At 54.2% G+C, this 15,084-nt stretch carries 12 protein-coding genes and 1 tRNA gene; 7 read left to right on the top strand and 6 right to left on the bottom strand.

Annotated elements, in window-relative coordinates; translation table 11 throughout:
* Positions 1-530 (top strand): fibrobacter succinogenes major paralogous domain-containing protein (locus tag IK012_RS05110; RefSeq protein WP_290951435.1); only part of this gene is annotated, 530 nt, incomplete at its 5' end.
* Positions 531-554: 24 nt separating this feature from the next.
* Entirely contained in the window at positions 555-1,577 is a 1,023-nt protein-coding gene (locus IK012_RS05105) for a fibrobacter succinogenes major paralogous domain-containing protein (RefSeq protein ID WP_290951433.1), read from the top strand.
* Positions 1,578-1,853: 276 nt separating this feature from the next.
* On the opposite strand, the gene IK012_RS05100 is transcribed toward IK012_RS05105, so the two are convergent.
* Positions 1,854-1,927, bottom strand: a tRNA-His gene (locus tag IK012_RS05100).
* 90 nt (positions 1,928-2,017) lie between these two features.
* Positions 2,018-2,383, bottom strand: a complete 366-nt coding sequence (locus tag IK012_RS05095; protein WP_173379073.1) for a hypothetical protein — start codon at positions 2,381-2,383, stop codon at positions 2,018-2,020.
* Between the two features lie 65 nt (positions 2,384-2,448).
* Between IK012_RS05095 and IK012_RS05090 the strand changes: the two genes are divergently transcribed.
* On the top strand, positions 2,449-3,486 hold the full coding sequence (locus tag IK012_RS05090) for an MBL fold metallo-hydrolase (protein ID WP_290951428.1): 1,038 nt from the start codon (positions 2,449-2,451) through the stop codon (positions 3,484-3,486).
* Between the two features lie 5 nt (positions 3,487-3,491).
* On the opposite strand, the gene IK012_RS05085 is transcribed toward IK012_RS05090, so the two are convergent.
* A complete protein-coding gene (locus IK012_RS05085) occupies positions 3,492-4,256 on the bottom strand; it encodes an acyl-ACP thioesterase domain-containing protein (RefSeq protein ID WP_173379070.1) in 765 nt (254 codons plus the stop codon).
* Between the two features lie 92 nt (positions 4,257-4,348).
* Here IK012_RS05085 and aroA point away from each other — a divergent pair, with 92 nt between their 5' ends.
* Genes aroA through dacB form a run of 3 tightly spaced genes read left to right on the top strand, consistent with a single transcriptional unit; the run spans position 4,349 to position 9,487 of the window.
* The gene (gene aroA, locus IK012_RS05080; RefSeq protein ID WP_173384755.1) at positions 4,349-5,662 is read left to right on the top strand and encodes a 3-phosphoshikimate 1-carboxyvinyltransferase; all 1,314 of its coding nucleotides are present in this window, start codon (positions 4,349-4,351) and stop codon (positions 5,660-5,662) included.
* A complete protein-coding gene (locus tag IK012_RS05075; RefSeq protein ID WP_290951422.1) occupies positions 5,659-7,290 on the top strand; it encodes an extracellular solute-binding protein in 1,632 nt (543 codons plus the stop codon). Before aroA ends, IK012_RS05075 begins: the two co-directional genes overlap by 4 nt.
* A gap of 19 nt (positions 7,291-7,309) precedes the next feature.
* Positions 7,310-9,487 carry a D-alanyl-D-alanine carboxypeptidase/D-alanyl-D-alanine-endopeptidase gene (gene dacB, locus IK012_RS05070; RefSeq protein ID WP_290951419.1) on the top strand — a complete coding sequence of 726 codons (2,178 nt, stop codon included), beginning with the start codon at positions 7,310-7,312 and terminating at the stop codon, positions 9,485-9,487.
* A gap of 91 nt (positions 9,488-9,578) precedes the next feature.
* Here dacB and IK012_RS05065 read toward each other — a convergent pair whose 3' ends face one another.
* Positions 9,579-10,028 (bottom strand): hypothetical protein, encoded by a 450-nt coding sequence (locus IK012_RS05065; RefSeq protein ID WP_290951415.1) that lies wholly within the window; start codon positions 10,026-10,028, stop codon positions 9,579-9,581.
* An 85-nt stretch (positions 10,029-10,113) separates the two neighbouring features.
* On the opposite strand from IK012_RS05065, the gene IK012_RS05060 reads away from it, so the two are divergent.
* Positions 10,114-12,894: a TIGR02171 family protein gene (locus IK012_RS05060; RefSeq protein ID WP_290951412.1), complete on the top strand. Its 2,781-nt coding sequence runs from the start codon at positions 10,114-10,116 to the stop codon at positions 12,892-12,894.
* Positions 12,895-12,927: 33 nt separating this feature from the next.
* On the opposite strand, the gene IK012_RS05055 is transcribed toward IK012_RS05060, so the two are convergent.
* Together IK012_RS05055 and IK012_RS05050 are read right to left on the bottom strand one after the other, a co-directional pair.
* The gene (locus IK012_RS05055) at positions 12,928-13,710 is read right to left on the bottom strand and encodes a hypothetical protein (RefSeq protein ID WP_290951409.1); all 783 of its coding nucleotides are present in this window, start codon (positions 13,708-13,710) and stop codon (positions 12,928-12,930) included.
* Between the two features lie 9 nt (positions 13,711-13,719).
* Positions 13,720-14,814: a hypothetical protein gene (locus IK012_RS05050; protein WP_290951406.1), complete on the bottom strand. Its 1,095-nt coding sequence runs from the start codon at positions 14,812-14,814 to the stop codon at positions 13,720-13,722.
* Positions 14,815-15,084: the final 270 nt, after the last annotated feature.

The raw sequence follows: 15,084 nt of genomic DNA, 5'->3' as shown, positions 1-15,084 counted from the left end.
TCTATAATAATAGTGGCTACACCTCCGATTCCACTAGTTGGTGCTTTGGTAACGACCCTGCCAACTGCATCAAATATGGTCGCCTTTACACCTGGGCTGCAGCGATGGACAGTGTGGGAACGTGGTCTACGAATGGCAAGGGCTGTGGCTATAATAAGACTTGCTCACCGACATATCCGGTACGCGGAGTTTGTCCTGAGGGCTGGCACCTGCCTACACAAACGGAATGGAATACGTTGTTTACCGCGGTCGGGGGCCAATCAACAGCAGGCAAAATGCTCAAGTCCACTAGCGGCTGGAACAGTAGCGGCAACGGCACGGATGCCTATTCCTTCTCGGCGTTGCCTGCTGGCCTCAGGAGCTACAATGGGTATTTCAACGGCGAGGGCGACAACGCGTTCTTCTGGAGTTCTACTGAGTTCAATAGCGACTACGCGTGCCGCATGTACTTGAACTACGACGGCGACGATGCGCGCCCGGGCAGCAACTACAAGTACTACGGGTTCTCTGTTCGTTGCGTGCAAGATTAATTTTAGGGTAGAGAGGTTAGGACAATGAAAAGAGTTTTAGCAATATGTGCCGTGTCTGCATTCTTGTTTGCGGCTTGCGGCGATGACGACAGCAGCGGTTTCACAACCCGCCCCGACGAGGATTCGTCTTTGTCTGTTTGCGAGGACTGCGACGATTCAAGTAGTTCCTCTAGCGTCACACCGCAGTCGAGCGAAAGCGAGACAAGTGTGTCCAGTTCTTCTGCGAAATCGAGTAGCAGTAAAAACGGCGATGCCAAGTCAAGTAGTAGCTCTGCGGAGTCGTTTTCAAGTGATGCGTCGAGTATCAGTTTCTTTGAAGATGGAGTTACAGGAACTATGACTGATGGGCGTGACGGGCAAACATACAAGATTGTAAAAATCGGTGAACAAATTTGGATGGCAGAGAATTTGAACTACGCCTATTTGCAACCCACTGAGGGATTAGATTCCTCCAGTTTCTGCTATAATGATAGTGCTAGTTATTGTGAGAAATATGGTCGCTTATATCTATGGAGCGCCGCAATGGACAGTGCGGGAATATGGTCTACAAAAGCTAAGGGCTGTGGCTATGGCGTAAAATGCAACAGGGGTTACGGCCCTGTTCGGGGCGTTTGCCCCGATGGCTGGCATCTGCCTTCTCTAGATGAGTGGTATGCACTTTATGAAGCTGTTGGCGGTTCAACGGCGAGTGAGGCGCTCAGGTCCACTAGCGGCTGGTACGAATGGTGTGACGATGATGCCCTAGATGGCACTTCGTGTCCAGTGGACACGATTGCTAGCGCAAACGGAAGGGACACTTATTCCTTTGCTGTGTTGCCTGCTGGCTACAGAATCCGCGATTATTACAGAAACCGCGATTTTACACGCAATAGATTCCTTGATTCTAGCTTCACGAATGAGGGCTTCGAAGCGTGCTTTTGGAGCTCGTCCCAGGAAGATTTCGAGATATACGCAGATTACATGCTTGTGAGGAGTGACGGAATCAGCCCGTTCGACTACGCCGCTAAGGACCATGGGTTCTCTGTCCGTTGCATGAGGTATGAATAAGCCGTGCGCAGCAGTCTGCACTACGGAGTAGTGCCAAGATTAGCAAGGGACTCCGTAGAAGTCCCCTGGCAATGAGGCGAGTGCAGCGCAAAACTAGCCGGGGCGTTGCGGGGCGGCGAGCGCCCGCAGTGGGGGTAGGCGGCAACGCAGTGCTGCCGAGGGGGAGACGTCCCCCCTTGTAAAAATCAATGAAAAAAATCCTCGCGAAAAAAAATGGAAGGAATCCCGCGAAAAACTTGGATAAAAAAATCCCGCGAATAATCGCGGGATTTTTCGGGTGGATGACCGGACTCGAACCGGCAACATCCAGAATCACAATCTGGGACTCTAACCAATTGAGCTACATCCACCATGTAGCGTGCCCAAATATAAAAAAGCCATCCCAAATTTCAAGGGATGGCAGTAAAAAAGTTTCAAAAACCGCTAATTTCGCGAAAAAACTAGTCGGAGTTCTTCTTCTGCATGATGCGGATGAAGTTCTCGCGCTTGAAGTCGTTCGTGTGTTCCTTGCAGAAACGCGGGTAGACGGTCTGCTTCGGGTAAATCTTGATGGGGAACAGTTCGTTGCATCCTTCGAGGCAGCACTTGAACATCAGGTCCATGGACTCGGTGTAGTTGTGGCGGATAACGATGTTCTTGGACTCGATGCTCTCCACGTTCTTCTTCTGCTTCTGGCGCAACTTGATGTCGCGGTGCAGTTCGCAGTACTTGGCAATCGGGTGTCCCCAGAATTCGCGTCCGCAGCCGGGTTCCTGGCAAATTTTGAGCTTGATGCGTTTCTTTTTCTTGTATTTGGGTAACTGCATACCTAAAAGATAGTAAAAAAGGTGTGCTTTTGGCTGATTTTAGGGGGGATAACCGTATTAAGGGTATGAGATACTCTGTTTTTTCGTTAAAAAAGTGGGTTCTGGCGGCCGTTTTCGCCCTGACCGCATGCACTTGTGTGATAGATGAGGGCGAGGAGGAGGCTCTTCCGCTGCGGGTCGAGTTTCTTGATGTGGGGCAGGGGCTCGCGGTGCTGCTGGAGTATGGCGGGCGTTTCGCGCTGTACGATACGGGGCCCGATTCCGTGGGGGTGGTGGATTCGCTGGTCGCGCGCGGGGTGGATACGCTCGAGTGGGTGGTGGTGAGCCATAACCACAGGGACCATGCGGGCGGGTTCATGGAGTTCGCTGTGGACCGCGGTGGGGTTTCGGGTGAGGCGGGCGCTGGCTTTGCTCGGGTTGGGACGTCGCCGCGGATTGTTGACTCTTCTCAGGTTGGGAGTGCCGCGCGGGTGCATGTGCGGCGTCTGTTCGTGGGGCCGGATACCGCGGGCGGTTTTGTGCGGGATAGCGTACTGCGGGTGGCTCGCAGGTTGGGCGTCCCGGTGGATATGCTTGTGCGCGGGGATGCGCTCGGGTTCGCTGCGGATTGCGGGCAGTCTTCGGGTGCCGGGAAAGGTTCGCCCGAGTGTGTCGCGGGTTCCGGGCAGTCTTCGGGTGCCGGGGATGCCCCGCGGTTCGACGTTCTTTGGCCGCCGGATTACGTGCGCGAAGGCGGGAACCCTGCGAGCGTGGTTCTGCGGGTGGAATTCGGGGTTTCTACCGCCCTCCTGACGGGCGACCTGGATTCTGCGGGTGAACGCCGCCTGCTGGAACTTTCCCCCACGCTCTCCGCGGGCTTGCTGCAGGTGCCGCACCACGGATCTGCGGGGAGCAGCTCACTGCGGTTCGTTGCGCAAGTCGCTCCGGATTATGCCGTGGCAAGCGTTGGCGCGGGCAACAGCTACGGGCACCCCGCCATGTCGGTTATCCGCAAGTACGCTTATGTGCTCGGGGATACGGCGCGGTTTTTCCGCACCGACCGAGACGGCAGCGTGACGTTTGAACTGTGGCCTGATTTGGGCGTGGTGGTTAATACAAACTAATAAAATTAGTCTGCAAACCCGATGCGCGCCTGGAAATGGCATTCCGCATCGTTCGGGTCGCGTTGCATGCCCACTTCGTTCATCCCGAAAATGTAGGCGTGGTGGTTCGTGTTCTTGAAGCGTACGATGCTCACCTTCCCCCCGAGCGGGACCTGCGAAAGATAATTCATTTGTATGGAACGGATGCGACGGCTCTTGAGTTCTTCGGCGTCGAGGGCGTCCATGACCCAGTCCACGTAGCGGCAGTGGTTCACGTGCCTGTTCATGTCGAGGTCGCTGTACTTGGCCGTTTCCGTGCATACCACCCTCGGTTCGATCTGCGGGTCGAGAATGTCCATCATTTCGGGCAGCGCGTTCTTGCCGGGGAACAGCGGGATGGGGAACGGGCAATCGGCGGGGTTCTCGGACCTGCCGGTCTTGATGTTCACCAGGAGCCAGCTCGAAGTCGCCTGGGCGATAGAGTGCCCCTGTGAATCGACGATGGAATAGTCCTTCAGTACGACCTTGTCTTTGATGATGTCCTTGGCCCAGGTGGATACCTGGATTTTTTCGCCCCAGACGGGCGTGTGCAAAATGCGAATCTTGAGGCGCGTGATGACGGTGGTGTAGCCGGCCTGCATCATCTTCCAGAGGCCGAAACCGTTTTTCTCGGCGTCGGCGATGGCCGTCTCTTCCATGAACAGGAAAAGGTTCGAAAGTTTTAGGCGGCTGTGGTGGTCGCAGTCCGAGAAGCGCACCTCGAATTCCTTTGTCGTGATTTCTTGTTCCATGGTCTACCTGCCGTTTTGCGGTTGTCGTCGAATTTAAGCGGATTTTGCGGCGCTCCGTGCGCCGCCTTTTCAATAATTTATAATTTTGAATTATGGAAGATTTTCAGTTCCGCCCGTCTTTTATACAGTTACCGGTTTTTACTTCGTTTGAAGGGGAGGTTCGCCTCCCGGGTTCCAAGAGTATTACCAACAGAGCCTTTTTGATTGCCGCCCTCGCGAAGGGCCGGACCCGCCTGCACAACCTGCTCAAGAGCGACGATACGCGCTACATGGGCGAGGCCTTGCAGAAACTCGGCGTTCATATCGATTTTTCGGAAGACTTCTCCGAGGCTGTGGTGGAAGGCAGCGGCAAGCCCATATCGGTGGACGGCGCTGTGGACCTGTTCCTCGGCAACGCGGGTACGGCGATGCGTTCGCTCACGGCCGCGCTTTCGCTCGGGAAGGGCCAGTTTGCGCTTACGGGCGAAGAACGCATGTCGGAACGCCCGATACGCGACCTCGTGGATGCGTTGCGTACGCTTGGCGCGAAGATTGAATACCTCGAGACCGAGGGCTATCCGCCGCTCCGTATCGATGCCTCCGGGCTCGAAGGTGGCGAGGTGCATGTGCGCGGGAACATCTCGAGCCAGTACCTTACGGCGCTTTTGGTTTGCGCTCCGTACTGCAAGGCTCCGCTGAAAATCCACGTGGATGGAGAACTGATTTCCGAGCCGTACATAAGGCTTACGCTTGCCGTGATGAAGCGCTTCGGTGTTGAGGTCTCGTGGCCTGCGGCCCAGCCGTACCGGTTCGACGTGCCGCATGGAGAGTACACCTCTCCCGGCGATTTCTTCGTAGAGGGCGACGCGAGTTCGGCGAGCTATCCGCTTGCCGCAGCGGCCATTGCCGGTGGCAAGGTGAAGGTCGTCGGCGTGGGCAAGTGCAGCACTCAGGGCGATGCGCAATTCGCGAAGGTGCTGGAACGCATGGGCGCGAAGATTACGTGGGGTGACGAGTTTATCGAATGCGAAGGCCCGAAGGGCAAGCTCAAGAGCCTCGGTGAATTCAACGCCATCGAGATTCCCGATGCCGCCATGACGGTCGCGGTACTTGCGCTGTTTGCGGATGCCCCGATGACGATTACCGGTATCGCGAGTTGGCGCGTGAAGGAGACCGACCGCATCGCGGCGATGGCTGCGGAACTGCGCAAGGTGGGCGCGACTGTGCGCGAAACGATGGACAGCATCACGGTGACGCCTCCCGAAGTATTGCAGAGCGCGACAATTGAAACCTACAACGACCACCGCATGGCGATGTGCTTCAGTCTCGTCGCGCTCGGTGGCGTGCCTATCAAAATTTTGGATCCCGCGTGTGTGAACAAGACTTATCCGAACTTTTTTGAGGACTTCAAGAAGCTCGCAAAATGAAGAAGCTGTTGAAAAAGTATGCGTTGCACCCTGCGCGTGGCCTGCTGGCCTCGTTGATTGTCGCTGCTTCGGTCGCAATCGCTGCTGTTGCGACGCCTGCCAATGCGGAACCTGTTTTGCAAAGTGCCCCCTGGTCCGGCCCGCTTTATCTTTGGGTCATGGACAACGGTGTCGGCTCGCAGAAGGCCGTGCACAAGTTGGTGAAAAAGTTCCGGCGCGATACGGGCATCCCGGTCGAGGTGCGCGTGCTGAACTGGGCCACCGCCTACGCCGCCATTTCCGAGGCTCTCGCCAATCCGGATTCCGTAGCTGATTTCCCGGACGTGTTGCAGCTGGGTTCCACGTGGGTCCCGCATTTTGCTTCGATCGGCAAGCTCCGCGTGCTCGACACGCTCCTTGCCCAAATTGATTCTTCGAGGTTCTATCCCGAACTGTTCAAGGCGAGCCGCATGGTCGGCAGTCCCGACGTGTATTCCTTCCCGTGGTTCCTGGACGTGCGCGTCTTTTTCGCGAACGAGTGGCTCTGGCATTCGCTCGACATTCAGGACAGCGATATTAGCGACTTCTCGAGGTTCCTCGGATCGCTCCGCGCCATCAACCGCGGGGAATTGAAGAACTCCGAAATGAAGCGCGTCGCAGCGTTCGCGCTGCCCGGCAAGGACGACTGGACCGGGCCGCAGCAGATGGCTCCGTTCGTGTGGAGTTACGGCGGCGAATTTCTGGATTGTGAAGAAGGTTCCTGCAGGAGCGGCCTGCTGGATTCCCTGACGCTTGCTGGCATTTCCGTGTTCGTGAAGATTCTGGGCGACAATGAACTTGCCCCCTTGAGCCTTTCTGAAAATTCAGCGCAGAACGCGGCGCGGTTCGTGAACTCCGAAGTCCTCATCCATTACGGCTCGTCGGAACTTGTGCGCCAGCTGGACTATCCCGAAGATGTCGGCGGGCTGCGCTCGAGCGCTATCGCCGATGACGGCATCATGATTTTGCCGTCTCCTGAAGGTCCGCGTGCGCATTACACGTTCGTGGGCGGAAGCCACCTGGCCTTGCCCAAGCATGGCGATTCCGTGCGGTACGCTGCCGCGGAAATGTTGCTTTCTTACCTGTTGCGTTCCGACAACATCGACGGTTTCTGCCGTGCGGTTGGATTCCTGCCTTCGGACCGCGGGCTCATCAGCATCTGGAACCAGGATCGCCGCTACTCGCAGGTCATCCAGAGTCTCGAAATTGGCAAGAGTTTCCCGAATATCCCCGAATGGGGTGAAATTGAATGTATTTTAAATAAACTAACAAACGATATCGGGACGGCGCTGTCCTTAAACGAAAACGAGGATATTCGCGGACGCGAAGTCGCGAAACTCCTGGTGCAAGCCCATAAGGACGTGAACAATGTCTTGCGTCGCGATGATTCGCTCGACGAGGCGGCCGCCTTGAAAATGGTTGAAAACGCCCTGCTTGCGGATATTCCGGAAGTCTTGCCCGATGACTTGAAATTCGAGCATCCGACTTCTCTGTACCCCATGTGGCGTGCGGTTGACATAATCATTGTTGTCGCGTTTGTTCTCATTAGCCTTGCTGTAATCGCTGCTTTTGTTTGCTTGATTGTTTGCTTGGTTCGTCGCAAAAAGTGAGTGGTTGGGTTTGGGGTTCTTGAATAGGTTGGTTGTTGTTCTCCTGCTTGCGATTGCGCCGCTCTTTGCGGGGTTCGATTTCGCACCGTATCAGGCCTACATCGATTCCGTGATTCCCGAAGTGAAATTCGGGCTTTCCGTGCGTTCGGTGAGCACGGGAGCGGAACTCCTGAACGTGAATGCCGACGAATATTTTACGCCCGCGAGCACGATGAAGACGCTCTCGACGGCGACCGCGCTTCATTTTTTGCCGCTCGATTATGCCCCGCAGACAAAGCTCAGGCTGATAGGTAACAAGCAGCGCAACGTCTTTACCGGCGAAGTGAACGTGCGCGGCGAAGGCGACCCGAATATTTCGGCACGCTATTACACCGACCCGATGCTCGTTCTCTACGCGATGGCCGATTCCATCAAGTCGCTCGGCATCGATACCATCCGCGGCCGCGTGGTGCTCGACACATCGTTCTTTACTCCGCCTTGGAAACCCGAATTTTGGCGCAGTGACTTTTTCGACTACTATTACGGTGCCGAGGTGACGCCCCTGCAGTTCAACGACAACTGCACGGTAATCCGCATTAAGCCGGGTGATGCCGAGGGCGATCCGGTCCGCGTGACGGTCGTGCCCGACGTGGGGTATGTCAAGGTCGTGAACAAGTTGATAACGAAGACGGCGCCCCGCAACAAGCGCGGACGCAAGCAGAAGCTCAAGTGGAACCGTGCGCTGGACCCGAACGAGCCGGTGGTGACCATCGAGGGCGAATTCGATATCGAGTCCGATTCGACGCAGTTCGTGATACCCGTGCGCAAGGCCATCGGGTATTTCCGTGCGGCTCTTTTGCGCGCCTTCCGCGATCGCGGGCTGGTGCTGTACGAGGCTCCCGTTCCCGCGGGCCCCGTGAAGAGGAAAACCTTTACCTTCTCGTCGGCGCCTCTGCTGAGCGTGATGGACGAAATCAACCAGAGAAGCCAGAATTTGCATGCCGAGACGCTCTTCCGCAATGCCGCCGCCTACGTGTATGGCGTCGGGAGCGTAGAAAACGGCAAGAAACTCGAACGCAGGTTCCTCGCCGAGATGGGGCTTGATTCCAGCGGGTTCGAAGTGTTCGACGGTTGCGGGCTGGCCGCGAAAAACAAGCTCAAGCCTTCCGTCGAAACGAAGATGCTTGCCAAGATGGCGCGCCACCCGAAGGGCGAATACTACGTCAATTCTTTTGCGAGCCCGCGGATCGGTTCGGGCAGCAAGCGCATGCAGACGCTTTTGTATCCCTGGTTTACGCGCTTCAAGACGGGCTACATCGCCGAAGTTCACGGCCTTGCGGGTTACATCTTCACGATGGCGGGCGACACGCTTTCTGTTGCCATGTACCTGAACCAGACCGGCAAAAACAAGGATGCCGATTGCAAGAATACGATGGATTCCGTGTGGATCGCGCTTGTGGAATGGGCGAACAACGGGTATCCTTCGCTGCTCCGCATGAAGGACATGTGGCGCGAGGGCATGGGCCTGAAGGATTTTGATGATCGCCTGGAATATTTCTCCAGGAGGCTCATGAAAACGCCGTATGGTCTCGGCAAGATGGGCGAGGGCCATATCGATGCCGTGGAGTCGAAACCGATGGTGTATTTGGATTCGGTCGATTGCGTCACCTACGTGGAACACGTTCTCGCGATGGCGAATGCGACTAGCGAAGATTCTCTGTTCAACGTGCTACAGCGCATCCGCTATGTGGGCGGAAAAATCGGCTACCGCACGCGCAAGCACTACATGATTGTCGACTGGGTGGGCGAAGGGAAGTTCGCCCGCATTATGCCGGTGCAAGGCGATACGCTGATGGAACGCACCATCGCCAAGAAGGAGTTCTTCAAGGCGAAGAAAATGAAGTACCTGGTTGACGGCAAACCGGCTGACGACCCGAAGGTGCAAATCCGCTACCTGCCTTATGAAAAGGCTCGCAGTTGGGCCGCCGAGACGCGGTCCGACACCCTGAATGTGCTCGGCGTTGCCTTTATCTCGAAGGCCGAAAAATACGATGCGAGCCATACCGGATTTATCGTGTTCAAGCCTGGGGAAGCCCCGCGGCTCCGCCATGCGTCATCGCAGCGCAAGCAGGTCGTGGACATGGCCTTAAGTGATTACCTTAATAGCCGAAAAGGCAAATTACCGGGAATTACTTTGTTTGAATTTGTCAATCCATAACCCCGCTCGTCACCCATCATCATACCGCCGCGTTGCAGAGGCTTGCAAACCCTCGTTACACTGCAGTGCCATCGGCAAGACGTAAGGCTGGTTAATCGCCGTAATCGAATGCGAGAATGGCCACCAGCTCGTGCGGGTTCCCTTCTTCGTCCGATTCGCCTTCGAATGCCGTCCATGCGTCGGGCATCCATCCGTAGGCGTTCGTGGTAAGTTCTTTGCCCAGGGCTATTTCGGCATGCTCGATCTGTTCCCAGTCGATTTTTTTCTTGGGCGAGGTGTAGTAGCGCAGCATGCCGAGCGCTTCCATCGATTCGGGATGATCGTCCACGAGTTGGTACACGCAGTCCTTGAAACTATTTCCTGTAAAGCGCAGAACTTGGTAGAGCCTTTTGCGGCCCAGGAATTTCGAAAGTTCGCTTCTGTCCGTCTGAATTTTCGAGGCTCTGCCGAAAAAGACCGCAAGCTCGCGGAATATTTCGGATTCTTCCTCCATGAGCGGGGAAAGTTTCTTGATGAGCGATTCGATCGGTTCGGTGGACATGGTGAAAAAAATATATATTTGCAAAAGGGATTGTGAAACGGGAGGGGTGAAATTATCAATGTTTTTTGAGAGTTCCAAAAAAGGTTTGATTCGTTTGTGTAGGGTTCCCCTGTTTGCCGCCGTAGCCGTCGCTATGGCCGTTGTGGCGTGTACGGACAAGAAACCGGACTCGCCGTCATCCCCGATTGTGGAGACCCCCGAGGAGCCCGCGGCAACGGACGGATTTAAACTGATTGGCGCTGCCGGTGATTCCGTGTATCTCGGGGCCAACGTGACGACCGCTCCTTCCGGCGAACGCCCGCAGATGCTTGTATTGTTCGACTACAATTTTTGGTTTTCTAAACACGAGGTCACCTGCGGTGAATACAAGTCCGTGATGGATGGCCGCGGGTTCGTGCCCGAATGCGAAAACGATTCCCTGCCCGTTACCGACGTGACGTTCTTCGATGCGGTGCTTTTCGCAAACGAGAAGAGCAAAATGCTTGATCTCGATACCGCCTACAGGTACACTGCCGTGACGAAGGACAACCAGGGGCATTGCACTTTCTTGGAAGGGTACGCGTTCGAACCGCAGTCGGCGGGGATGCGCCTGCCAACGGAAGCGGAATGGATGTTTGTTTCCCGCTGGCATTGGGATACGCAGCATTCGTGGAGTGCGGAAAATTCCGAAGACAAACCCCATGAGGTGTGTACGGCGTTGCAGGGCGATGCCATCTGTGATATGGCGGGCAACGTGATGGAATGGGTGAACGACTGGTATGCCAATCTGCGGGATACGACCCTCATGAATTTTGCGGGTGCACCCGACGGTGGTCACCAGGGAAAGCGCATCGTGAAGGGCGGTTCTTTCCGCACGCCCGCTTCTGGAATGCTGCGGTATTCCCGCGGTGACGTGTACACCGTGACCTCTTCTACCCATGCCGAATATGTCGGGTTCCGCCTTGCCATGGGCGCCATTCCCAGCGCCGTATGGATGAACGACAAGGGGTACGCGGGCAATAGCCGTTTTGTCGTCGTGTCCAATTCCGCGAAACTTCGCGGGAAGACGGGTTCGTTCAACGTAAAACTCGCCTTCAGGAACGATTTGACGGGGAATCTCGCATATATCGACTATTCCAGCGGGATTCCGAACGTCGAGGAAATCGTCGACACGTTCGACGTGTACCATCCGGATATTTCTCCCGATGGCAAGTTGGTGGCTTTCTGTACCGGCCTCGAGGGCGTAGATGGCAAGTCGCGTATATATGTGCGCAGCCTCGATGCCATCTGGAGTTATGTCGCGAAGCTCAATGTGGATGGTGCCGCGATACCGCGCTGGCGTGTGCTCGATTCGGGCGATACCGTCATCGTCTTTGTGACATCGGCGGCGAACAACAAGGACGATGCCTCGTTCCGGACGCAGACCACTTGGCAGGTGCCGTTCTCGAAAGGCGCGTTCGGTATGCCGCAGAAACTTTTCGAAGGCGCGTACCATGGGGGCGTGAGTGACGATAACAGGCTGGCTGTTACGGGGGCGTCGAAACTGCGCGCCCGCATTGTGGACAGTTCGGGTGCCGCGCGTGATGAGGTATGGTATGAGGGCGAGCAGGCCTGCAACGCGAGCCTCGCGCGCGATGGCAGCAAACGCACGCTATTCCTTGATTTTGGCGGGAAGACGGGCCGCGAATTCGTCGGACAGGATTACGGAACGCACGAACGCCTGCTCATCGCCGACAGTACGGGCAAGTTGATTGAATCCATCGGGGCTCCCGCGGGTTTCTCGTTCGACCATACGGAATGGGCTCACGACGCCACGAGGCGTCCCGGCGAAAAATACGTGGTGACCTCTATCGCGAATCCGGAAGGCAGGCACGGCTGGGTGGTGCTGGTGGATGTAAGCGATTCGAGCATGATTGAACTCGTGGAAGGCGAAGATATGTGGCATCCCGCCCTCTGGACTCAGGAAGCGGGTAGCGCCATCCAGACGGATTTGGACTTCGACAGCGCGGGCGTGTATTGCTCAATTGGTGCGGGCGAGCCCCCTTACATGTTGCGCTATAAGCTGGAACTCCTCTGGACGTACAAGGATACCGCGAATGTCGTGATTCTTGGGTCGTCCAGGCCGCTCATGGGCCTCGTCCCGGCCCTGTTCAGCGAAGATTTCTTTGTCATAAATATGGCGAATGTGCCCAACATGGTTTACGTTTCCAAGTACCTGTTCGAAAACTACGTGCTGCCGCACGTGAAGAACCTCAAGTACCTCATCGTATCGCTGGATATCGATTTGTGGTTCCATAGCGAGCGGAGCGAATACAACTTCTTCTACAACGAATACAAGAAGTATCCGGGCTACATCTATGATGCGAACCATAACTTCTGGCAGGATAGTGTTCCCGAGGGCTTGGCCGAGGTGGTGCAGTCCTCCTTCGGGTCGGATTTCTATGCGGGCTATTTCCGTGACGAGATGGGCTATGTGCGCTTCAATCCGAAGCCTTGGGAAGATTTGCCCGTTGTGGAATATGACAGCACCTGGATGGATTTTGCCTCGGACAGCTACTATGAGGCCTTCGCGCATCTTGAGGAAATTATCGAACTGGCCGAAAGCAACGGCATTTACGTTATCGGTATCGTGTTCCCGCAGAACCCGAATTTCCAGAAGACGGGCTCGTTCGGGCGCTATGGCCCGCGCCGCAGCGAGGCTCCCGAGCTGTTGCAGGGAATTGCCGACCTGAGCAAGGAACACCCGAACTTCATCTTCATGGACGAGAACAAGATGGGCAATCACGATTTTTTGGGCGAAGTGTGCAATGACAAGGACCACCTTGCGTATACCGGCGCCGTCAAGATGACTGCCCGCATCGATTCCCTGCTCCATACGCTGAAATAGGGATTGCCGCCTGGGATTCTAGGCTTCTGTGGCCTAGTATAAATACCATTCCCATTCAACTTCGCATTTCGTGTTCTTGTAGTCCGATTGGTAAACTACTTCTTGATAATCTAACGAACCGATGCTGGAAATGTAGTAGCAATAACCAGATGACATGTCGTCGTCAAAACTAAAGTCGTCATCGAGAACCGTTGGGCAAACGCGGATGGTTTCTGTGTATGCGGGAACATTTACAGAAAATGTTTTTTTGCCATCCCATTCGCCTGTGTTTTCGTAATAGAACCATTTTTTCCCGAGTTTGTCGCTCGTAGAATATGTCGTTGAATCTCCGGTGAATTTGATGAATATGATCTTGAAGGAAATCTTTGGATCTCCGTCGTCATAGTTGCAGGATTTTGAACCTTTGCCTTCCATGGTGCATACGGTCTGTTCGTAGTGGGTCAAACTGAAGTTGAGCGTCATGGAACTGGTTAGATAATCGTATTCCGATACGTACTCTTTCTGGGTACTGCTGGAACTTTGCCGATAACTGGAACTTGAACGGAAAGAGGAGCTGCTTGAGATGTAACCGCATCTATATCCATAGTAGTTGCAACACCACGAATCCGGGTGGGAACTTTCGCCATAGTAGCACTTGTCCGCTTCGTCCTCTGATTCTCGATCTTCGTATTCACTTTTGGCGTCGTATCTTATGTCGTCCAACTCTTCTTCGGCTTTTGAAAAGGGACTTTCATAGCTACATGCGGTAAGGAACATGGATGCCGCCAGCGCAAGGCCTCCAATCCAGATGGACTTTGTTGTTTTGATAACCTTCATATGCCCTCCTTAGAAAGCGAAGTCGAGGCTTAAACGCCAGGTATCGGCTAGCAATTTGTAGTTTAAAACATTGGCGGAGTAAGTGACCGCATTTATCAGGAGCATCTGCCATTGGATGGAAATGTGTCTTGTTAATTCGATTCCGAATCCGAGATAGCCGAGGAATTCCCAATCGATGTCCGCAAACGCTCCGTGATAACCTCCGTGTTCATCGAAATCGTAGTCGCGGTTGCTGTAACTATAATAGTTGCCCAAATGGAACGTTACGTCGACATCGTAATCGATCCATGCGTAAATGGGTTTGCGAACATGGATGCCTAAGCTAAGATAGGGACTTGCTATAAAGGGTATTCCGAAGCGGAAAGTGAGCGGAATCTCTGCCATGATGCTGTGGTAATTAATGGATACATCATGGTTGTAATTGATTTGCTCTCCGCCAATCTTGAAATCAGAGCCTTGTATATCGTTGTACCCGTGATGGTAAATTGCGTTTAGACCGAACTGGAAACTTCCTGCGCTATAAAAATACCAGCGCAAGAACAATCCAAGATTTGCGCCTAAGTGGTCGTAAAATTCATCCGCTTCGTAGACTTCGTAATTGGCAACGGTGTATTCTTGGAACTGTTCGAAACCGAGGGAAAGACCCAAATAGAAAATTCTGTTCTTTTTTGTTTGTGAAGGGGCTGGTTCCTCTTTTACTTTTTCTTTCTCCGTAACAACAGAGACTGTCACGTTGATGTTTTGCTCGCCTTGTGAAAATACTTGCCTTTTTTCTACTACTTGCGTGTCTTGTGTCGTAACGATTGTTATTGCCGAATCATTATGTTCTGTGCTGTCGGCTTCTGCCAGCGAGTCGATTGGAGAAATACTTGTGTCAAAGGGTGCTTGAGTGGCCTGCGTGGTATCGATTGTCGACGAGTTCGTTGACAGAAGTTCCAACTTTAAACTTTCTAGAATATCTGAACACTTGCAAAGGGATTCGACTTTTGCGCATACATCTTGCTTGTCGTTATTCATGCATGAGGAGCAAAGCTCTATGCATTGGTTTTCGGCAAAAACTTGCGCTGCAGAAAGTCCCAGGATGAAAAGTATGCCCCTTTTCATATTGTCTCCGTTGTTGAGTCATTTCGTTATAAAATACCCTCAAAAGCGGTGATGAGTGCAAAAAGTTTGCAAACGGCTCTCGTAGTGTGCGGAAGCGCAAAGAGGCTCTTGTGGAGTGGAAAGATTTTATTCCAACTTGGAATGAAATTGGATGTGATTTTATACAAAAAACCGCGACTTTTGAAAGCCGCGGTTTTTATTGATTCTATCGTGTCCTTGCGGACACTCCAGAATGACATGCTAGGTTATACAGCGCGGGTGCTTGCACAC

This window comes from Fibrobacter sp., from assembly GCF_017551775.1.
Lineage (GTDB): Bacteria > Fibrobacterota > Fibrobacteria > Fibrobacterales > Fibrobacteraceae > Fibrobacter.
Note: the sequence above shows the minus strand (reverse complement) of the source record. Positions and strands in the feature narration are given on the sequence as shown.